This window comes from Bacillus sp. GM2, assembly GCF_056155945.1.
The window spans coordinates 2,112,589-2,133,417 of the sequence record NZ_JBRKSZ010000007.1; the positions used below are offsets into that span (position 1 = coordinate 2,112,589).

The window sequence follows — 20,829 nt, forward strand, 5'->3', positions numbered from 1 at the left end:
GCTATTTTTTTTGGGCGGTTCGTTTTCACTTATTCGTCCTCCTTTTTTACCAAGACCAACATTTTTAACTTAATAAAATTATATGTCGCTGACGAAAAAAAGAAACGGCGTACTCGTATATTATTTTCCCTTATACGCAATATTTTCGATGTCGAGCAGCACCGCTTTTTTATCCGTTTCATTTCCGGAGTACCCCGTCAAAGAACGATTTTTGCCGATGACACGGTGGCACGGGACCAAAATCGGCAGCGCATTTCTTTTATTAGCCTGGCCGATTGCGCGAACCGCTTTCGGATTCCCGACGGCGCACGCGATATCTAAATAGCTCCGTGATTCACCGTACGGGATCGACTGCAGCGCCTTCCACACTTTTTTCTGAAACTGGGTTCCATCCTGGCGGAGAGGAAGGGTGAACGTTTTCCGCTCCCCCTTGAAATATTCTTCGAGCTGGCGCTTTGCCTCCTTCAACAATTCCGTTTCGGTCCGACGAAGCTCCAGGACGTCTTGCTGGAGCTGTTTTAGTTCATCTTTTTCAAATAGCAAATGTGTAATGTGGTTATTTTCCTCGACAATGTAAGCTTGTCCAAAAGGCGAGGTCATTTCAATATAAAAGCCCACGATGCGATTAAGCCTCCTCCTCATGATGCTGTCTGATCGGGAGAGTCAGGTGGAATGTCGTGCCTCTCCCTTCTTCACTTTCAACTTCGATTTTTCCATTATGCTCTTCAATAATTTTATAACTGACCATGAGCCCGAGTCCAGTGCCCCGTTCTTTTGTCGTGTAAAAAGGTTCGCCGAGCCTCTTCAATTTGTCTTCTGTCATGCCGATTCCTTCGTCAGCAAGCGAGATAATGATATGGTCGTCTCCTTTCGGTTTGATCGACACATATACGTTGCCTCCGTCAGGCATCACTTCGATCGCATTTTTCAAAATGTTGATAAATACCTGTTTCAGCTGATTCGGCTCGCAATAAATCAGCGGAATGCCGCCTTCGCACTTCAGATGCATCTGAACGTTGTCAAGGTTTGCCTGTGCGTGCAGCAAATCCATTGTGTCCTGCATGATTTTGACGATGTTTTTTTCTTCATACATAATCGCCTGCGGTTTTGCAAGGATGAGGAACTCCGTAATAATCGATTCAATCCTTTTGAGTTCTGATGTGATGACATTAAAGTAAAGCGCGTGATCCTCATTTTGGATGCTGCCTTTCAGCAGCTGGATAAATCCTTTTAACGCCGTCATCGGGTTGCGGATTTCATGGGCAATTCCGGCTGCGAGTTCTCCGACAACATGAAGGGTATCAGACTTGCGGAGCCGCTCTTCAAGCTCTTTTCGTTCCGTCACGTCTCTGAGCATCGCCAAGTTCATATTTTGAATGATGTTTCTTTTAAATGAAAATTCAAGAATCCGTTTTTGGTCGCTCAGCAGGAATGGAATATCATTATCCATTTCTTCAAAGGAAATCGTTTTAGCGGGAGAAGCCGCGTTTTCTATGTGATAGCCGGAGATGACATCAAGAAGATTGGACGTTTTCAGCTGTTCAAGAGGGGTGCTGAGAATTTTTCCGGCAAGGGGGTTCGCATCGATAATGTCGTACTGATTGTTGAAAAGAACGATTCCGTCCATTGATCCGTTGAATACTTTTCTGAACTTCAATTCGCTTTCCCGCAATTCTTGTTCCATTCGTTTTCTGTCGCTGACATTTCTCAAAATGGTTAGGTCCTGGCTGTCGAACATAATCCGTTTTGATGTGAACTCAAGCTCTTTATATTGTCCGTTTGCCATACGAAACAGCAGCTCCGCCCGGATTTCCCCTTTTTGATCGTACTGCTTTTGAATAGCATGATACCGCTGATTGGTTTGGTCAATAAAATCGGTCATCTTCTTGTTGAGAAGCTGATCCATCGGCAGTTCGAAGATTTTGCAGGCCGACTGGTTCGCTTTGACGATGCGGCCGTCGTTATTCATCAGAATGATGGCATCCATCGCATTTTCAAAGACTTCCCTAAAGCGTTCTTCGCTTTTAAACAGCTGTTTTTCCATTGAGCGCTTCTCGGTAATATCCCTCATAATCGACATGTAAAAGCCGTTTAAAATATTCGAGGTTATCGTCAGCTCAAACAGCCGGTCTTCTCCTGATCTGAGCCGGACAGGAAGTTCCCCTTTTGCTTTCCCTCTTCTGAAAAGAGCATTCCAGATTTTATCGAGCCGCCCCTTGTTTTCAGGGGATACGAATTGAGACAGCTTCAGTTTTGAAAGCTCTGTTTTTTCAATTTCGAAGCTCTGGCAAAACGAATGGTTGGCATCGATGAAACAGCCTTGTTTATCAAAGATGACGATTCCTTCAACCGCGCGGTGAAACAAATCTTTAAACAGCTTTTCATTGATGGTGCGCTCCCGCTCCAATATTTTTTTCGACGAAATGTCCCTCATAACAACAAAATAGCAGTCTTCACCGATTCCTTTGCTCGCAGTAAACTCGATATATTTGACAGATCCGTTGTCAAGCCTGATGGCCACTTCTTTTTTCGCATATCCCCGCTCTAAAAAGCGGTGAATGTTCTGATTTAGTTCATCCGGCGGAACGGCGTGCAGAAAATCGAGCGCCGACCGGTTCAGCAAATTCTTTTTTTGGCTTTGCAGAATCTTGCAGGCGGCATCATTCGCCTTGATGATGTTCATCTGTTTATCCAATATAAAAATAGCGTCCAGCGTTCCGTTAAACAGCAGCTCATACTGATACAAATCCGCTTTCAGCTTGGCGTTTTCTTTCTTCAGTCTGTTCAGCTGGTTTTGCAGATTTAAGGATTCATTCAAATCAAGAGTTTCCTCCATTTATTACACTCCTTCTTGAAAACCTGTCCTCCAATTATTCTACAAACCGGAAAATCTTCCTTCATTTGTTTCGAACTTTTACAACCTTTCCGCCTATTTTACAGGAAGATGACGATATAAAAGTTCCTTACTGTTCAATTACATCGGCCTAACAATAAGACTTAATGCATAGGAAAACACATGCTTTCTATTTTAAAATTTTAAAATGAGGCAAGACTGGTGGAAGACGTCATTCCGGAAAGAATGTTCCGGGGTTCGAACGCTTCCCGCACCGGCGCCTCCTGAACATGTTTGTGAAAGGGTGATGTTATGGCGACTTCGCGCGACAGCTATTTCGACAATGCAAAATTCCTATTAATTTTTCTCGTCGTATTCGGACATATAATCAGGTCCTATATTCATGATAATGATGCACTGCTTCATATTTATAAATTTATTTACACGTTTCATATGCCTGCTTTTATTCTCATATCAGGCTATTTTGCAAAAGGGTTCAACCGCCCCGGCTATGTCAAAAAAATCGCCTGGAAGCTGATTGTTCCTTATTTGATTTTCCAGGGAATCTATACGCTGTTTTATTCCTTTATCGATGATCAAAGCTTAACGGCCGCAAATCCGTTTGAACCGCAATGGTCGCTTTGGTTTTTGCTGAGCTTGTTCTTTTGGAATCTCCTGTTGTTTCCATTCACAAAACTGCCGGCGAAATGGGCGTTTGCCGCAAGCTTTGCGATCGCCGTTCTTGTCGGGTATATCGACCTGATCAGCAACACGCTCAGCCTGTCCCGCACGTTTGTTTTCTTCCCGGTCTTTTTGGCGGGCTATTATTTGCAAAAAGACCATTTTAAAATGCTGAGAGGCTGGAAAGGCAAGCAGGCCGCTCTAGCTGTTTTAGCAGCAACGTTCGTTTTCTACTTTTTTGTAGACTTCGATTACTCCTGGCTGTTCGGTTCCAAACCCTATTCGGAATTCGGCGAGGTCGGGATAAAAAGCGGGTTAAACCGAGTGGCGCTCCTCGTCATCACGTTCGCCTCAACCTTCGCGTTCATGGCGCTTGTGCCTGAAAGGCGGTATTTCTTTACCCTGTGGGGAACGCGCACATTTTATGTCTATCTGCTGCACGGCTTTATCATCAAGTCGTTCAGAAAAACGGGGGCGGAAGAATGGCTTGCCGATTATCAAAGTCTGACGCTATTAATCATCGCCACGGCGATTTTAACCTTCTGCTTATCAAGCGGATTTGTGAAAACGGTCGCCCAGCCATTCATCGAATTGAAAATGACGAATTTAATGAGGATGTTGAAAAAAGACAACGGATATAACCCTTATTTAAAATAAATGAAGGTGCAAATCGTTTCCGATTTGCACCTTTAAGATTGTTGAAAAAATCGCAAAACAGCTTTTTTTGTTTTGCGATTTTTTCATCCATTCAGCGTGATTGAAAACCCTTGCAGTCTAGGAAGGCCGAGCATCGGAGCGGAGCGAATGTTAGAATTCGTGAGCACCGACGCGAAGGCCTGACAACGAATGCGAGGGTTTGGCGACACGCTGGAAGGTGCAAATCGTTTCCGATTTGCACCTTTCTCGTTTGATCTGCAGTTTCAATCTTTATCCCGCTTCTGTCCGTCCGCCTTTTTGTTCTTCTTTTTATTGTTCTCGATCACATCAATAAATTTAAAGGCGTTGACATCGCCAAGTTCGTTTGAAAACTCCTCTTGAAGCACATCTGGATTCATCGGTTTTTTATGGTTTTGCATATCCTTGCTTTTTTGATGTTTTTTCATTGGCGCGACTCTCCCTGCTTCCCGTGTTTCGAGTTGCGGTTGGCGCCCCTGTCCCCGTTTTCGGCATCATATTGGGTCATGTATTGATGATCATGCATGCTTTCAGCAGGCGTTTTATTGTTAAGAGCCGCTTCATTTCTGGCAACTTTTCTTTTCATGATGACATTCCTTTCTTTTGTCGTTTCATCCATATCCTTTCCGTTTCCGTACATTCCACACATCCAGTTTTCGGCAAAAAAATAAGCACCCTGAAGGGTGCTTATTTAAACACTTTTTTCACTTTATTGACGACATATGAGCTGCCGCCGCGGTCTGACACATCCTCGATCATCATCGTGATTAAAAGGTTTTTGTTCTTGTAATCATAGGCGGTGAACCAGCCGTTTTCTTTACCTTTTTCGTCTTTTTTCGTTTTCAGCTCGGCCGTTCCCGTTTTCCCTGCGATCGTAAGCCCTTTGACAACCGGCTTGTAAGCCGAGCCGCGCGGGTCTTCTACAACGCCTTTCAACCCTTTTGTAATCGCTTCTGCTCCGCCTGTGGGCAGTACGTTTTTATGCCATATTTCTTTCTCTTCGCCGTCCTTTTTGATCAGGTGCGGCTTGATCAGATTACCGTCGTTCAAGAAAGGCGTATAGCTTGCCGCGAGGTGTATCGGCGACATCAGCATTTGCCCCTGTCCGTATCCTGAATCGGCAAGGAGAATATCCGAGTCGATTCCTTCGTTTGATATGGAGGAAGACTTCGTCGGGAATTCATAATCAAGCTTTTCCTCAAAGCCGAATGATTTCAGGCCTTCGACAAATTGATCCTTCCCTGTGTCAAGGGCGGTCTGCGCGAAATAAATGTTGTCGGAAGTGATCAGCGCGTTTTCCAGGTTGACATCGCTTAATCGATCGGAAACCCGTGTGACTTTATATCCGCCCCATGACGAATCTTTCTGCCATTCCTTCCCTTCGATCGTCTTCGGTTCATCCGCTTTGATCGCGTCATTTTTCAGACCGATTGAAGCCGTGATCGGTTTGATCGTTGAACCCGGAGCATAGGTTTTATTAAATTTAGAGGTGAATGGTGCAGACGCATCTTTGTTGAGTTTTTCCCATTCTCCTTTTTTCCAGCCGAACAAAAACCCGTTCGGATCGTATGAAGGCGCGCTGACAAGCGCCAATGTTTCTCCAGTCTGCGGCTCTAACGCAACGGCAGCACCGGAGTCATCTTTTAACTGGTTGTACAGTTCTTCCTGTTTGTTCATGTCGATCGTGGTGTGGATGTCTTTTCCGTCTTTTGCATCCTTTGAGGCAACCGTCGCGTTTGATTCAGGAATCGAAATCGTCCAGCCGATTTCTCCTCTGAGCTCTTTTTCATAAATATGTTCAAGACCGACGATTCCGAGCAGTGAATGCTCGCTGTAGCCTTCTTTATTCTGCTTTAATTCCTCTTCGGTAATCGGCCGTATGTAACCGGTAAGATGTGCGGCTTTTTCACCGTAAGGATAGTATCTTGATTGCGTATCTTGTTTCAAAACCCCGGGAAGAGAGGTCGCTTTTTTGAGAAGCTCTGTGCTGCCAGGCTTCACTTTTTTCAGGGGAACGAATGATTCGTCCGTCACCCAGCTTGCGGACAGCTGTTTTTCGATGTCTTCTTTTTCCATGTCAAGCATGTTCGCGAGCTTTTTGATGACACCGTCTTTATCATCTCCGAGCTGCCCGGGAACGACGCCGATTTCAGGCACTGTCGCATTCGTAGCGAGTTTCTTTCCGTTTCTGTCATAAATGATGCCTCTCGCTGGTTCCTTGGCGGTAATCCGGATGGTCTCCCCTTCCTTCAGCTGTGAAAAAATAAAGGATGGGTTCCAGTTGACTTTCCATGACGTGTCACCGTCTTTTTTTTCTTTGACAAGCTTTGCCTTCCCTTCAAAAGAAACGGGGCCGGCCAATGTATTCATGCTGACTTTATACGGTATTGTCACTGCATCTTTTTTCTCTTTATTTTTTTCATCTTCATCGTTATCGACGGCTGAAACCTTCAAATCGGAAACTCCGATCTGTTCATAAATGGATTGATTGCGCTTGATGAAATCGTCTTTTGAAATCGATTTTTGCGCTTCAGCCGACAGCTGTTCATACATTTCTTCAAATTTTTGCTCGTTCCATTTGTCTACATATTGGTCCATGCTTTCTTTTGCTGTCGGCTCGTTAGAACAGGCTCCGGCGAGCAATAGAAATCCGGCGGCTATAAACAAATGGATGACTCTCTTTTTCATCGTTGCTTCCCCCTTTTTTTCAAGTCCGCCATTTAAGCATTATATCATACAAATAAATACAGCGACCGACTTTATGATCATAAAAAAAGACAGTTTAACTAAACTGTCTTTCTTATCCGATAATAATTCTTTCCTTTGGATAATGGTAGTTCGCTTCGATTTCTTTTCTGCCGAATAAATAAAGCAGGGTGACAATACCGATTCGGCCGATGAACATCAGAAGGATGATGACACTTTTGCCAATCGTGCTCAGATCTGAAGTGATGCCCATCGACAAGCCGGTCGTACCGAAAGCGGAACACACTTCAAACAGCAGTTCAAGCAAAGAATGTTTTTCCGTCATTGTCAAAATGAGTGTCGAGCCGAAAACGAGAATGACCGCCATCAGCGTCACAATCAATGACTTCATTAAGTCTGCCTGGTGCAGTTCACGTTTGAAAATCTTCACCGATTTATTTCCCCGCGCGAAGTGATACAGCGCCAACAGGTTTAAGGCAAAGGTCGTTGTCCGGATGCCCCCTCCGACAGAGCTTGGCGAAGCGCCGATAAACATAAGCATACACATAAACAAAATGGTCGTATGCGTGAATTGGCTGATATCGATCGTCGCGAGTCCGCCGCTCCTGGTCGTCGTCGACTGAAACAGAGAAAAGAAAAATACCTCGTGCCACGATTTCCCTGAAAAAGCAAAGCGCGCTTCCATGGCAAATATGCCGATCGCACCTCCAATTACTAAAAGGAAAAAAGTTACTGATGTCAATTTAGTAAACAGGCTGAAAGAGAATTTACGCTCTTTGCTGAGCAGAAAATCCTTTACCTCGATGAGGACCGGAAAACCGATCGCTCCAAGAATGATCAGCATCATCACGATAAACTGAACGAAATAATCATGCTGAAACGGAATCAGCGAGTTGCCTGTAATGTCGAAACCTCCGTTGGTCGTTGCACTGATGCTTGTAAAAAATCCGTGCATAAAGGCTTCTCCAGGTGTCTCAAAGTACTTTAAGAAATAAGTGCCGAGAATCAGCCCGCCAAACAGCTCGATCAGCAGGATTAAGCCGAGCACGTGCTTCATCAGCTTGACGAGGCCCGATAGGTTGGATTGATTTTGATCGGTCATAATCAGACGGCGCTCTTTCAAACCGATCCGCTTGCCGAAAATCAGCCAGACGAATGTACCCAAAGCCATCACGCCGATCCCGCCAAATTGCAGAACAAACGCCAAAATCCAAATTCCGGCCGTGCTGAATGTATCGGCTGTATCAACAACCGTCAAACCGGTTACACTCACTGCGCTCACCGCGGTAAAAAGGGCGTCGATAAAAGACCATTCAACATTATTTTTGTGTGCAACGGGCAGACTCAATAAAACAACCGAAACTGTCACCGCTAAAAAATAATAGAGCGCGATCAGCTGTACAGGAGACAGCACGCGCAGTAGTTTTCTCAATAAAACCTTCATAATCGTTCCTTCTTTTCAATATTCAAAAGTTGCTTCTTGTGTATAACGTGTTCCATTTTAAAGGAAACATGCTATTATGTACAGCCGCTTTTCGATTTTTAAATTTAAAAAGCAAACCCCCTTGAAAAAGGGGGTTTGCATCTTTATTATTTTGCTTCCAGACGGCGGATTCTGTCGCTTAAATCAGGGTGTGTTGAGAAAAGCGATGTATGCTTTTTCCCGTTGATTTTTAAAGTTGCAACAGATGCCTGTTCTTCTTTGACTCTTGAAGTGTACTGCTCAAGCGAGCGGAGCGCGTGAATCATCTTATCCTTGCCTGCAAGGTCTGCTCCTCCTCTATCCGCATGATATTCGCGGTGGCGGGAGTACGCAAACACGACAAGGCTTCCGAGAATAGAGAACACAATTTGGAATACGATGACCGCGATAAAGTGAACGATCGGCGCCAGCTCTTCACGGACAACGCGTGAAACAGCCCATGCCGCAATCCTTGCAAAGAAAACAACGAACGTATTGACGATTCCTTGAAGGAGCGTCATCGTCACCATATCGCCGTTTGCAATATGCGCCACTTCGTGGGCAAGTACGCCTTCCACTGCGTCGTCATCCATTTCCTGAAGAAGGCCCGTCGATACAGCGACAAGCGAGCGGTTTTTAGACGGCCCGGTCGCAAAGGCATTCACTTCGCGTGAATTGTAGATGCCGACTTCAGGCATCTTTGTCAGTCCGGCAGCGCGGGACAGCTTATATACCCGGTCAACGAGCTGCTGTTCTTCATAGCTGAGCGTTTGCTTATCAGGATTCAGCACCTGAACGCCCATCGCCATTTTCGCCATCCATCTTGACATCAAGAGCGACATAAAGGAGCCGACAAAACCGACAACTGCACTAAATACGAGAAGCGCAACAATATCGATGCCGCCGTTAGCCGTGAAATACGTGCCTACCCCTGTCAGCGAACCGATAATCGAAAGCACGATACCGATCGTCGTAATGACTAAGATGTTCGATAAAAGAAAGAGAAAGATTCTTTTTCCCATGATTACCTCCATGTTATAATAAGATCAAATGAACTCGTATAATAAAATTATACGGCATAGAATTGAAAATGCAAGTGATAAGACGTAAGATAATGTTTATATTGTTTGCTATTTCATTTTAATACATAATGAGGTGGAATGATGAAACCTTTTAAACTGACTCGCCTGGAAATGGCCAAACTGATGTACGCTTTAAAAGGGCAGCTGGATGTCAGTCCGCTTGCGATTCTTTTGAGATCGGCCGATTTGGCGCCCGATGAGCCGGAAGACAATTTGGACATCCCCGAATTCATTGCCCGGTACGAACGGAAAAAACAAAAAACGGAACACGGACTTTCCACAAATGAAATTGTTGAACTTGGAAATTTGTGCGAACTGACATCCTTAAAATCGACAGCCATCCAAAACTGGATCAAACGCGATATAAAAGATTTGATGGGGCATCCGGAACTCGGCAAAAAATATTCCATCGACCAAGCCGTCATCCTTCTCATTGTACGAGACTTAAAATCGGTTTATGACTTCGAAACGATCCGTCCGATCTTAACAACGATTTTTAATACGATTACAGACCGCTCCGATGATGTAGTGAGTCCGCTGCGCTTTTATGAAGGGTATGCGCGGGTCCTTGATCATGTGTACCAGATCAAAGACTATACGCTCAATAAATCGGCGCTTGAAAAAATCGTCATTGAGCAGACTGGACAGCTCCGCGATTTTTATAAAGATCTGGCCGATCCCGAATGGAACAAAGCGAGAGACATCACCGCAGTCACTGTGCTGTCCGTCATCGCTTCGCACATTCAGGCGACCGCACATTCCATGATAGACAGCGTCTTCTTAAAATATGAAATGAAATAATCGCCGACCGGCGCGCCTGGCTTGCCAATAGCCAGGCGTTTTTTTGCCCTTCAACAATTGCCAGCATAAAAAGCCTCAGTCCAAATCAAACTAAACAAGCAGTACCAATTGAAAAAGGAGTTGAGAATGCATGGCAAGAACGAATAAGCTCCTCGTTCCCGGGGCAGAGCAGGTTTTAGACCAGTTCAAATACGAAATCGCCCAAGAGTTCGGCGTCCAGCTCGGCTCGGACTCGGTCGCTCGCTCAAACGGATCTGTAGGCGGGGAAATGACAAAACGACTTGTACAGCAGGCACAAGCTCAATTGAATGGGCATAATGACAAATAAATACCCTATGGATTATTCGCCGGGCCCGCTCGGCGGATATTCTTGTTTATTCGTTTGGTCAGAAGGCTTTTTCTCCTTTTGGTAAGGAGGTGATTTAGAGCTCTCTTGATTTGAACCGGAACCGCTTTTTGGCGTTCCTTCCTCCGTCTGCTGACCGTCTTTGTCATTATGGTTATGTTCCTGAGGGTTTTTGGTATTAGGGGAATTTGACTCCTTTTCTTTTTCCATTTCTTGATCAGGTTGAGACTGATCTTCATCTGAAGGTTTTTCGCCGTCCGGATGATCTTCCGTATCTGCTTCTTTATCATCCGTATGCTGTTCCGGCTGATCTTCTTCTTTCACAGCTTTCTCCTTTTCTCCTGTGTTTTCTTCCTGATTTTGATCATCTTTTTTATTTTCATTGTCATCATCTTTGTTTTTGTCTTCTAATTCATCTTTGTGGGAACGGATATAACGGCCTGTTGAGATGCCTTCTTTTTGGGCTTTTGCACGCGTATCAAGGTCTGATTCCACCGCTTCCATCTTATAATTCTGCTGCTCGTATTTTTTCGCTACATCATCGATTTCGCTTTTTACCGTCGCCTTATATGTGTCATCATCATTGTTTTCATATACGGTGGCGATAAGTACTTCTTTTGATTCGGTGACATAACCGCTCTTATCGCTGTCTTCGACAATTTCACTGATCACTTCTTTAAAGTCAGACTTTTCCCAATTTTCTATACTTCTCATTAAGTCCTTCCCATCCTCGTTCAGCGGCACCAAATCGATAACTTCACAGTTTTTGTTGAGTGTCAATTCAAAGCTTGGATTGATATCGATCGTCATATAGGCGTATGCTTTATTGTTTAAAACATCAGGGATGATCATGAAAGCGAGCAGCATGATCGCCGCGATTGAAAAAACGCCTGCTTTCAGCGGACGGAGCGAAAGCAGATCAAAAAAGCCCGCACGCTTCCTCGACATTCTCGTCTCCGCGGGAAAAGCAATTTCCTGACCGATTTCATAATCTTCCTCTGTGCTCTTTGCTTTTAAAAATTGTCCGTCAGGGGTAAGCAATGTGACGAATTTTTTATTTTTTTCTACAATAATTCCTCTTCTCATGAATTGAGCACCCCTTTTAGATAATCTTTAAGGTAAACATAATCGCCCGTTATAATGATCGCCATAGCAATGATATACTTTCGGTTTCTCTCTACGGTTTTTCTGCTGACAGCCACCAGCTTTTCAAGCTGTTTGACGGGAAGCTGCTTTTTTTCAAACAAGATCTTTTTTAATTCTTCATGTTCGACTAGCGTATATGCCACTTTGATGGCGTTTTGCCTTGCATCCGTATGTTTCGGGGAATGCTCCAGCAAATCGGAAAAAGACAGGCCAAAACTTTTAAGCCTTTCTTTAAAATGGAAAATCTCCTCCCGCCTTTGCTCCTGTTCGAGCATACGGTTGAATTCATGAATGGAAAGCTCCGCTTCAATCATGCTTTGAGAGGATTCCTGTTCTTCTCCTTCTTGCATGTCCATATTGATATTCTGGGCATTTCTCGCTTCTTTTCTGATATAATCAATGACTTTGCGCTTAATGATCAGCTCTGCAAATGCCAGCAAAGAATTTCCTTTATCTGAAGAATATTTTTCAATGGCTTCATTGAATGCAATCAAGCCGATGCTGAATTCATCATCTTTTTCATCTATATATCGTTTGCACACGGATGAAACCGTTTTAGCCACAAAAGGCTTATACTGATGGATAAGCTCGTTTTGCAACTGCTGATTTCCTTTTTGTATGCTTATTACAGACTCTTCTAATGATTGTTTCTTTTTTCCTGTCTTAAACAAAAGGCTAAGCACTGGTTTCACCTCAGTTCCTCCCTATACTACTCATTAATGATAGCTAATTTGATAGGGATTCGCAAAGGAGAAAACGCGGTATTCATTTCTAATTTTTCAATTGTGACAATGATTTGTTTGATCTCCTAGAACAATTCGTGATCTGTTTGACGATTAAGGGGGTTTTCCCGCCGTTTTTGTAACACACCTGTTAATAAAATGAAATCTTATTTCGGTTGGACTAGGACAATCATCCCCGGCGATTCCTAGTGCGGGCAAACAAAAAAGACCGCCGGTGAAAGACCGGCAGTCTGGCGAAAGCTGTTTACTCCTCTGCAGCTTTATTCTCGTGTTTGTTCGGATTTGTCATAAACCATCCCCCGAGCGCAATGGCAATCAACACCGCCCAGAAGATGAACTTCCAAGTACCTGAATGAATAAAATGTTCAGAGACGATGTTGATTTGCGGGTGTGCGAGCGTATAGAGCGTCAGTTTCACACCAACCCAGCCGACAATCAGAAAAGCAGCCGTTTCCAGGCTCGGACGTTTCTTTAACAAGTTCACAAATTGACTTGCAGCAAAACGCATAATAATCAGTCCGATGATCCCGCCGGCTAAAATCACCATGAACTGTCCGCCGTCAAGTCCGCCGATTTGCGGCAGGTTCGTTGCCGGAAGTGTGACAGCCAGGGCAACCGCCGCCAAAATCGAGTCGACGGCAAACGCGATGTCCGCCAGCTCAACTTTGATAACCGTCGGCCAAAAACCGCTTTGCTTCGACTCTTTCACCTTTTCGTCCTTTTTGAAAACATGGGTTTTCAAAATATGGTGAATGGAGATGTAAAGCAGATAGACGGCGCCGATCGCCTGCACCTGCCAGACGTTGACAAGGAAAGAGATCGCAAACAAAGCGCCGAACCTCATCACAAACGCGCCGGCCAACCCGTAGAAGAGCGCTTTTTTTCTGTCTTTTTCAGGCAAGTGTTTAACCATGACTGCCATGACGAGGGCATTGTCCGCGGCCAAAATACCTTCCAGCCCGACTAGGATGAGAAGAACCCAACCATATTCAAGTAATAATGCTGCATCCATTTTATAATTGCTCCTAAGTGATTGTCTCTTTCTCTTATTCCCGCTAATGCAGCAGGGTATTTTCAGAAAACAAAAAAGACCTCTGCCAACATTAGGCAAAGGTCTTGCTAGACATGGTTATCATTGATTAAATCATGCCAACAAAGCCGATGGATGAACATCCATGAACTGACGACTTTGTTTCCGGTTTAACATCCGGACGCTACTCCCCTTTGGGATAAAAGAAAATATTGAATTATAAGATAATATTAACCTCATATGCGCCCGGCTGTCAATCCTTATTTTTATTTAAAAAAGTTGAAACGCTTTGCGATTTGACTTTGTTCCGCCTGCCTTTCACCCAAAGGTAAAGAACGAACAAAACAATGAATCCGATGCCGACCGGAAGAAGGTATCCGTCCAATAGGCTGCCGACCTTGCTCCAGTTTTCGCCGAGGTAAAAGCCTAAATAGACATAGACGAACGTAATCGGCGTGATCGCAAGGAATGTATAAATACAAAACACCCACACATTCATTTTAGCGAGTCCGCACGGAATGGAAATCAGCGTTCTGATGCCCGGTATAAACCGGCCGCTGAATGCGACAAATCCCCCGTGCTTTTCAAAAAACCTGTCCGATTTTTCGAGCGCTTCAGGCTTGATGAAGAAGTATTTGCCGTAGCGCTCCAAAAACGGCCGCCCCCCGTACCTCCCGAGCCAGTAAAGCGTCAGCGGACCTGCGACACCGCCCAGTGAACCTGCCGCAACGACCCCGATCAGCGACATATCGCCTTGATACACCCAGTAGCCGGCAAGCGGCAGAACGATTTCAGCCGGCACGAATTCGATGCACAGCGCCAGAAAAATCCCTAAATATGAGAGGCTTTTAAACGCCTCAGCCAATGATAAAATAAACTCCTCGATATCGACCACAACCTTTGACGATTGATAATTTCAAGTTCCAAAGAACGTACAAAAACGATTTTAACACAATTCAGGAAAATTGAAGAGCAAAATGGGAAGTCCTCCTTAGAAAGAGCAGAAGGATATCATTTTTTATTGGCGAATTTCATTATATATAGTATAATTCACGAATTATACCGAATGTAGCGCTATTGCCGCTTTTTTTATGTCAACGGTTAAGAGTACGGCAGTCTGGCCTTTCACAATACAATATAGAAATTCAGATTTTTCATCATAGTACAAAAAAGGCGGAGAAGAAAGTGACAGAAGTTTTTGGTGAATATAATGGATGGTTCGTTCTTTTATCCTATATCACTGCGGTTTTGGCAGCATACACAGCCCTTGATTTATCGGAACGGGTCGTCCATACAAAGGGCAGGAAAAATATCGGATGGCTTTTGGCCGGATCCCTCACGATGGGGCTTGGTATCTGGTCTATGCACTTTATCGGGATGGTGTCATTTCAGACAGCCGAAGAAATGAAATACGATTTGAGATTCGTCTTGCTTTCGATTGTTGCCGCTTTCGCAGGCTCGCTCATTTCATTTTATGTTGTGAATGGAAAAAAACCGACGAATGCGAGACTGGCGGCGGGCTCCCTTGCAATGGGAAGCGCGATTGCATCCATGCATTTTATCGGGATGGAGGCGATGGAGAATATGACAATCGTCTATCATCCCGTTCTTTATGCCGCCTCTTTTGCAATCGCCATTTTCGCCTCCTTCGCTGCCTTAAAACTGTCAGTTGTATTCGCCAAAAAAACCGGCTCCTTTCGGATCTTGTTCATTAAAATCGGAAGCGCGCTTTTAATGGGAGGCGCCATTTCCGGCATGCACTATACAGGAATGGCAGCAGCTACGCTTTTCATGACTGACGGCCGTGATACAGGCCGCGAAGGAATCGATACAATTGAACTGGGCATTATGATCGTGCTTGTCAGCCTGATGCTTCAATGCTTCTTAATTTTCGGCGCTTTCACTGACAAGCGTCTGCTGTTTCATATCGATAAAATCAAAGATAATGAGGAACGGTTCCAGTCCTTAATCAACCACAACATTGATCCGATCTACGTGTTTTCGCTTGAAGGCAAGATGCTTTCCGCCAATTCATCGGGATACAGCCTTCTTGAAAAAATGGGAGTTGAGCCTGAGCGTCTGTCTTCCTTTTTTCGGGAGGAGGATCATGACAGACTGCACAGCTGGTTTCTTCAAGTCCAAAATGAAAAACAGGCCCTCAACCGCGATACGGAAATCGAAATAGCTGAAAAGCGTTTTGATGTAAATGTGACGCTGATACCGGTGTACGTCAGAAAGCAGCTCGACAGCATTTATGTCATTTGCAAAGATATGACAAACCAGCGTGAAGCAGAACGCAAAATCCACAGGATGGCCCACTATGACGCGCTGACAGATTTGCCAAACAGACGGTATGCAGCCGACCATCTCGCAAATGCTCTGGAGCGGCAGAAGACGGGGACGGCTGTGTTGTTTTTGGATTTAAACCGTTTCAAAGTGTTTAATGACGCCCTTGGCCACGACGTCGGGGATCTGCTGCTGGTGGCGGCAGCACAGCGTTTGGCGCATTGTGTGCCTGATGAAGGCTTCATCGCCCGGTTAGGCGGTGACGAATTTATCATTGTCGCCCCTTTACATGGAACCGATCAGCTGACCAGGCAATTGATCAGTCAGTTTGAAACGCCTTTTCACATTAAAGAGCACCGCCTCAAAACATCCGTCAGCATCGGAATCGCCGTTTCTCCGGCCGATGGAACAGACGGTGATGAGCTGATGAGAAAAGCTGACATGGCCATGTATGCCGCGAAGCACAAGAGCAAAAGCAGATATCGGTACTTCTCGTCTTCCCACGCCAGAAAGAACAGGCCGTCTTTGCAGGGGGAAACCAAGCCGAACTAAGCGCTTTCTCCAAGCAAATCACTGTACCGCCGCAAGCATCCGGGCCGAAGCCCGGATGCTTTTTTTCGCGCTGTTATCCATAAGTTGCTATTCATGAAACAATCTGCAGAGAGGCATCAATAAAAGAAAAGGAGTTGAACCGAACCGATGCATACGATGTGGAAAGGCTCAATCAGCTTCGGCCTTGTCAATATCCCCATTAAACTGTTCGCAGCGACAGAGGATAAGGATATTAAATTAAGGTCGCTTCATAAAGAATGCCGCGCCCCGATTCAGTATGAAAAAAAGTGCACAAACTGCCATCAGGAAATCGCGCCCGACGACATCGTCAAAGGCTACGAATATGTTAAAGGCAAATACGTCGTCTTATCGGACGATGAGCTGAAACAGCTTAAAGAAGAGCAGGAAGACAAGGCCGTCGAAATTGTTGATTTTGTGCAGCTAAAGGAAATCGACCCCATCTATTTCAACCGTTCATATTTCGTCGGACCGGGAGATAACGGTGTAAAAGCGTACTCACTTTTGCGCGAAGCGCTCAGAAAAACAGAAAAGATCGGGATCGCCCATATGACCATCCGATCAAAAAAACAGCTCGCCATTCTTCGCGTCTACGAAAACTGCATTTTAATGGAGTCTATCCACTACCCTGATGAAGTCCGAAACGCGGCCCACGTACCCGGTGTTCCAGAGGAAACCGCGGTCAACGAAAAAGAGCTGCAAACCGCGATTTCACTAATAGACGAGCTGACGACGACATTTGCGCCTGAACAATATGAAGATACGTACAGACTTGCACTGATGGATAAAATCAAAGAGAAAATCGATCATAATGAGGGTGTCACGCCAAATGCCGGGGCCGCCGCTCCGCGCGAGGATGTCATCGATCTCGTGAGCGCTCTCCAAGCCAGCATCGAACGGACAAAAGCGCCTGACCGGGAAGCGGCAAAAACGCCTGTTGCAAAAGGAACCGGGGAAAAAAAGAAAAAAACGTCGCGCAAAAAAGCTTCAGAGGCAAAATAAAAAATGGGAATCACGATGCAGCCCGTATTGACCACATCCGCTCCTTCAGGCGGCAATTGGCGGTATGAAGCCAAGTATGACGGGTATCGGGGGCTTTTAAAAATTTCTGCGGCCGGCGACGTTTCGCTCATCAGCAGAAACGCGCAGCCGCTCGAAAACACATTTCCGGAAATTACGGAATTTGCAAAAAGCATGATCGAAAATCTCAAAGAACATTTGCCGATCACGATTGACGGGGAAATTGTGTCGTTGACAAACCGTTTTCGTTCCCGGTTTGAATACGTCCAAAAAAGAGGGTTAAGCAAAAAGGCCGAGTTGATTGAACAAGCTGCCGCGAAGAAACCGTGCCAGTACCTCGCTTTTGATTTACTGGTCTTTAAAGGAGAAAGTTTAACCTCGCTCCCCTATACCGAACGAAAACGCATGCTTTCCGACCTGATGAAAGAGCTTGGCTTGCCGATGGCTCCCGATCCGATGGCTTACGCACGAATTCAATACATCCCTGACACTTCAGATTTCCATGCTCTTTGGCATGCTGTTAAAAGGTTTGACGGCGAGGGAATTGTCGCAAAGAAAAAAGACAGCCGCTGGGCTGAAAGTAAAAAAACAGCCGAATGGCTCAAGCTCAAAAACTACAAAAAAGCAGCCGTATTTATGACAGGCTACAACATGGCAAACCGTTATTTGACAATCTCCGTCTATGACCACGGTCAAATTAAAGAAGTCGGTTCGGTTTCCCACGGACTCGGAGAACAGGAAAGAAACGCCATTCTTTCAATCGTCAAGCAATACGGAACCGAAACAAAGCCCGGTGAATATACCATAGATCCGTCGATTTGCATGACGGTCCATTATTTAACGATTCATTACGGGACATTGCGCGAGGTGTCGTTTGTTTCTTTTGAATTTGACATGGCTTGGAAAGATTGTACTTACAAGCGCCTGCTGCTTCATTCAAGAAACGTCCACCCCGATTTGCAGCTGACAAGCCTTGATAAAATCATCTTTCCTAAAAGCAATAAAACAAAAGCGGATTACATCGGATATCTGAATGAAATCGGCGATTTTCTGCTTCCGTTTCTCGATAATCGGGCGCTTACCGTTATCCGTTATCCGCACGGTTCCGGCGGGGAATCTTTTTTTCAAAAAAACAAGCCCGACTACGCACCCGAATTTATCACGTCCATTCGGGATGACGAGCACGAGCATATTATCTGCAGCGATTATTCGGTTCTGCTGTGGCTTGCCAATCAGCTTGCGCTGGAGTTCCATATCCCTTTTCAAACAGCGGATACGACCCGTCCGACCGAAATCGTTTTCGATCTCGATCCGCCTTCAAGGTCGGAGTTTCCACTGGCCGTCAGAGCCGCGAAAGAGCTGCACCGTTTATTTGATCAGCTTGGCCTCTTATCTTTTCCAAAGCTGTCGGGAAATAAAGGGATACAAATCTATGTTCCGATTTCAAAAAACGCCTTTACTTATGAAGAAACCCGCCTTTTCACAAGCTTTGCGGCTTCTTATTGTGTCTCGCTTTTTCCCGATCTGTTCACAACCGAACGCCTGATTAAAAACAGGGGCGGAAAACTCTATATTGATTATGTGCAGCACGCTCCGGGAAAAACGATCATCTGCCCGTATTCCACAAGAGGCAATGAGCTTGGCACAGTGGCCGCACCGCTGTTTTGGGAGGAAGTCCATTCAGACTTGGCACCCTCAAATTTTACGATGGAGGCTGTCATCAAACGCACAAAGGAACTCGGATGCCCTTTCGAAAGCTTCTTCAGACAGCCCCAAGACAAACAGATCAAAGCTATTCTCGATCACTTAAAAGAAATTGACCGTTCGGAAAACTGACTTTTTCAGCGAAACAATAGGTGCTGGCTGTGGATTCCGGCTTTTTTTAAAAGGGCCATCAGCTGCTCCTGTTCCTCTTTTGTCAAGCCTGAAAAAGCCCGCGCAATTCTCAGGGAGTGGATCGGATAAATCTCATCGAGATATGCCTTTCCCTTCTCTGTCAAATTCGCATAGACAGACCGTTTATCTTTCGGGTCCTGCTCTCGTTTGATGAAACCGTTTTTTTCCAATTTGTCGATCACATAGGTTACGTTTCCGCTTACAAGGAGCAGCCTCGAGCCGATTTGCTGCAGCTTTTGGGCTCCCCTCGTATACAAAAGCTCCAATACAGCAAATTCTGTAGGATTAAAGCCGTGTTCCTTGCTGTCCCGAATACTATGTTCTGAAACGCTTTTAAAAGCCCTGGCAAAAACCTTGTACAGCGACATAGCACGGTGAACTTCTTCCTCATTAAACGAAAGTCTCATATCATCTACCTCTTATACTATTTTCTTAAAATGAACCCGGGAAATGAAAACCCTTACAAATGTAGAAAAAGAAAGGGTCATGCTTTTCCCATATTCTATAAGTATATATTTTCGTTATTCGAAAGAAAACTCCTGCTTATTTTTTTTAAGATATTAAAAAGAAGCCCGTTTTTTCAAAATGGCCGATTTTGAACACGGGCTTTATTTTTCCGGAAAAAATAAAAATATTCTTTTCTGAGCTCCGTAATCGTCATTCTCTGCAAAACATCCTGATTATACTCACCGAGTGAGCTCAGTTTTTTTGAATAATGGTTTCTTTCCTTTTCCAAAGCGTTTTTTAACAATCTGCTCATAATCTGCTCCTTTCATTTTCGTGTGTTGTAATATAAGAATAGACCTTATTTATTAACCAGGCTTTAAGGCCGTGTAAAGTTTGCTTTCACGCCCACTTCCGGATTTAAGAGGACTTTTGATAAAAGCCGTTCTGCACCGCCCTCAGCAGCGGAAACGCATCCTTTCCGGCAAGCTTCAGTAATGTCTCAAGCAATTCGTCTCTTTTATTGTCTAAGGCAACGATTTCTTTGGCGAGTGTGACTGCTTTGTGTTCCTTCATCCAATGATTCCCCCTCATCAGTCTGTACCTACAGCATACAAAACACTTTTACCCCTTGCATGGTTCCTGTAAACTTTTCTTCCGCGATTTTTTTAAAAGTTTTTCAACAATGTTAGATTTCCTGACAAACGTTAGGTTTTTTCGCGCGTTTTCTTATATAATACAAAAAAAGTCATCTTAGGGGTGGGAAAATGACAGTCGAAGATCTTTCTTATAAAGATAAAAAAGTGATTTCAATTGGCATTGTCAGCGAGCTGACGGGTTTGTCGGTCAGGCAGATCCGCTATTACGAAGAACGCAAGCTGATCTATCCGCAGCGCTCTTCAAGAGGCACGCGCAAGTATTCCTTTGCTGACGTTGAACGGCTGATGGAAATCGCAAACAAGCGGGAAGACGGTGTTCAGACGGCAGAAATACTCAAAGATATGCGCAAAAAAGAACAGAGGCTGAAAAACGACCAGCAGCTCAGAAAGAAAATGCTCGAAGGACAGCTTAACGCTCATTTTAAATACAAAAACCGCTAAAAAAAAAC

The 20,829-nt window shown here is 44.7% G+C and carries 21 protein-coding genes; 7 read left to right on the forward strand and 14 right to left on the reverse strand.

The genetic code is table 11. The features are described from left to right. Positions 1-120: 120 nt before the first annotated feature. Positions 121-618 (reverse strand): methylated-DNA--[protein]-cysteine S-methyltransferase, encoded by a 498-nt coding sequence (locus ACVC9U_RS11725; RefSeq protein WP_441390956.1) that lies wholly within the window; start codon positions 616-618, stop codon positions 121-123. Positions 619-625: 7 nt separating this feature from the next. Next, on the reverse strand, positions 626-2,836 hold the full coding sequence (locus tag ACVC9U_RS11730) for a PAS domain-containing sensor histidine kinase (protein WP_145652500.1): 2,211 nt from the start codon (positions 2,834-2,836) through the stop codon (positions 626-628). 309 nt (positions 2,837-3,145) lie between these two features. Here ACVC9U_RS11730 and ACVC9U_RS11735 point away from each other — a divergent pair, with 309 nt between their 5' ends. Next, positions 3,146-4,171, forward strand: a complete 1,026-nt coding sequence (locus ACVC9U_RS11735; RefSeq protein ID WP_441390959.1) for an acyltransferase family protein — start codon at positions 3,146-3,148, stop codon at positions 4,169-4,171. A gap of 263 nt (positions 4,172-4,434) precedes the next feature. On the opposite strand, the gene ACVC9U_RS11740 is transcribed toward ACVC9U_RS11735, so the two are convergent. From ACVC9U_RS11740 to htpX, 5 genes are all read right to left on the reverse strand, one after another. Continuing rightward, the gene (locus ACVC9U_RS11740; RefSeq protein ID WP_145652504.1) at positions 4,435-4,617 is read right to left on the reverse strand and encodes a hypothetical protein; all 183 of its coding nucleotides are present in this window, start codon (positions 4,615-4,617) and stop codon (positions 4,435-4,437) included. Then, on the reverse strand, positions 4,614-4,829 hold the full coding sequence (locus tag ACVC9U_RS11745; protein WP_441390961.1) for a hypothetical protein: 216 nt from the start codon (positions 4,827-4,829) through the stop codon (positions 4,614-4,616). The genes ACVC9U_RS11740 and ACVC9U_RS11745 overlap by 4 nt, the downstream gene beginning before the upstream one ends. A 47-nt stretch (positions 4,830-4,876) precedes the next feature. Beyond that, positions 4,877-6,877, reverse strand: coding sequence for a penicillin-binding transpeptidase domain-containing protein (locus ACVC9U_RS11750; RefSeq protein ID WP_441390963.1), 2,001 nt, complete (start codon positions 6,875-6,877; stop codon positions 4,877-4,879). Between the two features lie 112 nt (positions 6,878-6,989). Next, the gene (locus ACVC9U_RS11755; RefSeq protein WP_441390965.1) at positions 6,990-8,339 is read right to left on the reverse strand and encodes a TrkH family potassium uptake protein; all 1,350 of its coding nucleotides are present in this window, start codon (positions 8,337-8,339) and stop codon (positions 6,990-6,992) included. A gap of 146 nt (positions 8,340-8,485) precedes the next feature. Then, entirely contained in the window at positions 8,486-9,379 is an 894-nt protein-coding gene (gene htpX, locus ACVC9U_RS11760; RefSeq protein WP_003181048.1) for a protease HtpX, read from the reverse strand. 141 nt (positions 9,380-9,520) lie between these two features. Between htpX and ACVC9U_RS11765 the strand changes: the two genes are divergently transcribed. Further along, complete coding sequence (locus tag ACVC9U_RS11765) at positions 9,521-10,240, forward strand: DUF1836 domain-containing protein (protein ID WP_011197887.1); 720 nt, start codon at positions 9,521-9,523, stop codon at positions 10,238-10,240. A gap of 130 nt (positions 10,241-10,370) precedes the next feature. Then, positions 10,371-10,568 carry an alpha/beta-type small acid-soluble spore protein gene (locus tag ACVC9U_RS11770; protein ID WP_003181044.1) on the forward strand — a complete coding sequence of 66 codons (198 nt, stop codon included), beginning with the start codon at positions 10,371-10,373 and terminating at the stop codon, positions 10,566-10,568. 12 nt (positions 10,569-10,580) lie between these two features. Here the strand turns inward: ACVC9U_RS11770 and ACVC9U_RS11775 are convergent, their stop codons facing one another. From ACVC9U_RS11775 to ACVC9U_RS11790, 4 genes are all read right to left on the reverse strand, one after another. Further along, positions 10,581-11,672 (reverse strand): anti-sigma factor domain-containing protein, encoded by a 1,092-nt coding sequence (locus tag ACVC9U_RS11775; protein ID WP_441390969.1) that lies wholly within the window; start codon positions 11,670-11,672, stop codon positions 10,581-10,583. Further along, positions 11,669-12,424, reverse strand: a complete 756-nt coding sequence (gene sigI, locus ACVC9U_RS11780) for an RNA polymerase sigma factor SigI (RefSeq protein WP_080131348.1) — start codon at positions 12,422-12,424, stop codon at positions 11,669-11,671. Before sigI ends, ACVC9U_RS11775 begins: the two co-directional genes overlap by 4 nt. Before the next feature lie 295 nt (positions 12,425-12,719). Beyond that, positions 12,720-13,487 carry a TerC family protein gene (locus tag ACVC9U_RS11785; RefSeq protein ID WP_020451122.1) on the reverse strand — a complete coding sequence of 256 codons (768 nt, stop codon included), beginning with the start codon at positions 13,485-13,487 and terminating at the stop codon, positions 12,720-12,722. Between the two features lie 271 nt (positions 13,488-13,758). After that, complete coding sequence (locus ACVC9U_RS11790) at positions 13,759-14,400, reverse strand: DedA family protein (RefSeq protein ID WP_145652518.1); 642 nt, start codon at positions 14,398-14,400, stop codon at positions 13,759-13,761. A 290-nt stretch (positions 14,401-14,690) separates the two neighbouring features. Here ACVC9U_RS11790 and ACVC9U_RS11795 point away from each other — a divergent pair, with 290 nt between their 5' ends. From ACVC9U_RS11795 to ACVC9U_RS11805, 3 genes are all read left to right on the forward strand, one after another. Further along, on the forward strand, positions 14,691-16,343 hold the full coding sequence (locus ACVC9U_RS11795; protein WP_441390973.1) for a diguanylate cyclase domain-containing protein: 1,653 nt from the start codon (positions 14,691-14,693) through the stop codon (positions 16,341-16,343). A gap of 147 nt (positions 16,344-16,490) precedes the next feature. Beyond that, a complete protein-coding gene (gene ku / locus ACVC9U_RS11800) occupies positions 16,491-17,363 on the forward strand; it encodes a non-homologous end joining protein Ku (RefSeq protein ID WP_026579818.1) in 873 nt (290 codons plus the stop codon). Between the two features lie 3 nt (positions 17,364-17,366). After that, positions 17,367-19,217, forward strand: a complete 1,851-nt coding sequence (locus ACVC9U_RS11805) for a DNA ligase D (protein ID WP_441390975.1) — start codon at positions 17,367-17,369, stop codon at positions 19,215-19,217. Between the two features lie 5 nt (positions 19,218-19,222). Here the strand turns inward: ACVC9U_RS11805 and ACVC9U_RS11810 are convergent, their stop codons facing one another. The 3 genes from ACVC9U_RS11810 to ACVC9U_RS11820 all read right to left on the reverse strand — a co-directional run bounded on the left by ACVC9U_RS11810 (position 19,223) and on the right by ACVC9U_RS11820 (position 20,297). Next, positions 19,223-19,684, reverse strand: coding sequence for a MarR family winged helix-turn-helix transcriptional regulator (locus tag ACVC9U_RS11810; protein ID WP_020451117.1), 462 nt, complete (start codon positions 19,682-19,684; stop codon positions 19,223-19,225). Positions 19,685-19,857: 173 nt separating this feature from the next. Further along, entirely contained in the window at positions 19,858-20,037 is a 180-nt protein-coding gene (locus ACVC9U_RS11815) for a hypothetical protein (RefSeq protein ID WP_020451116.1), read from the reverse strand. 104 nt (positions 20,038-20,141) lie between these two features. After that, complete coding sequence (locus ACVC9U_RS11820) at positions 20,142-20,297, reverse strand: hypothetical protein (RefSeq protein WP_142238611.1); 156 nt, start codon at positions 20,295-20,297, stop codon at positions 20,142-20,144. A gap of 191 nt (positions 20,298-20,488) precedes the next feature. Between ACVC9U_RS11820 and ACVC9U_RS11825 the strand changes: the two genes are divergently transcribed. Beyond that, a complete protein-coding gene (locus ACVC9U_RS11825; protein WP_020451114.1) occupies positions 20,489-20,821 on the forward strand; it encodes a MerR family transcriptional regulator in 333 nt (110 codons plus the stop codon). The last annotated feature ends 8 nt before the right edge of the window (positions 20,822-20,829 follow it).

Excerpts from the sequence above, each read along its gene's own strand:
- ACVC9U_RS11775 (WP_441390969.1), bottom strand. The coding sequence starts at position 11,672 with ATGAGAAGAGGAATTATTGTAGAAAAAAATAAAAAATTCGTCACATTG.
- htpX (WP_003181048.1), bottom strand. The coding sequence starts at position 9,379 with ATGGGAAAAAGAATCTTTCTCTTTCTTTTATCGAACATCTTAGTCATT.
- ACVC9U_RS11745 (WP_441390961.1), bottom strand. The coding sequence starts at position 4,829 with ATGTACGGAAACGGAAAGGATATGGATGAAACGACAAAAGAAAGGAAT.
- ACVC9U_RS11820 (WP_142238611.1), bottom strand. The coding sequence starts at position 20,297 with ATGAAGGAACACAAAGCAGTCACACTCGCCAAAGAAATCGTTGCCTTA.
- ACVC9U_RS11825 (WP_020451114.1), top strand. The coding sequence starts at position 20,489 with ATGACAGTCGAAGATCTTTCTTATAAAGATAAAAAAGTGATTTCAATT.
- ACVC9U_RS11785 (WP_020451122.1), bottom strand. The coding sequence starts at position 13,487 with ATGGATGCAGCATTATTACTTGAATATGGTTGGGTTCTTCTCATCCTA.
- ACVC9U_RS11730 (WP_145652500.1), bottom strand. The coding sequence starts at position 2,836 with ATGGAGGAAACTCTTGATTTGAATGAATCCTTAAATCTGCAAAACCAG.
- ACVC9U_RS11735 (WP_441390959.1), top strand. The coding sequence starts at position 3,146 with ATGGCGACTTCGCGCGACAGCTATTTCGACAATGCAAAATTCCTATTA.
- ACVC9U_RS11755 (WP_441390965.1), bottom strand. The coding sequence starts at position 8,339 with ATGAAGGTTTTATTGAGAAAACTACTGCGCGTGCTGTCTCCTGTACAG.
- ACVC9U_RS11770 (WP_003181044.1), top strand. The coding sequence starts at position 10,371 with ATGGCAAGAACGAATAAGCTCCTCGTTCCCGGGGCAGAGCAGGTTTTA.
- ACVC9U_RS11805 (WP_441390975.1), top strand. The coding sequence starts at position 17,367 with ATGGGAATCACGATGCAGCCCGTATTGACCACATCCGCTCCTTCAGGC.
- ACVC9U_RS11750 (WP_441390963.1), bottom strand. The coding sequence starts at position 6,877 with ATGAAAAAGAGAGTCATCCATTTGTTTATAGCCGCCGGATTTCTATTG.
- ACVC9U_RS11740 (WP_145652504.1), bottom strand. The coding sequence starts at position 4,617 with ATGAAAAAACATCAAAAAAGCAAGGATATGCAAAACCATAAAAAACCG.
- ACVC9U_RS11810 (WP_020451117.1), bottom strand. The coding sequence starts at position 19,684 with ATGAGACTTTCGTTTAATGAGGAAGAAGTTCACCGTGCTATGTCGCTG.
- ACVC9U_RS11815 (WP_020451116.1), bottom strand. The coding sequence starts at position 20,037 with ATGAGCAGATTGTTAAAAAACGCTTTGGAAAAGGAAAGAAACCATTAT.
- ku (WP_026579818.1), top strand. The coding sequence starts at position 16,491 with ATGCATACGATGTGGAAAGGCTCAATCAGCTTCGGCCTTGTCAATATC.
- ACVC9U_RS11765 (WP_011197887.1), top strand. The coding sequence starts at position 9,521 with ATGAAACCTTTTAAACTGACTCGCCTGGAAATGGCCAAACTGATGTAC.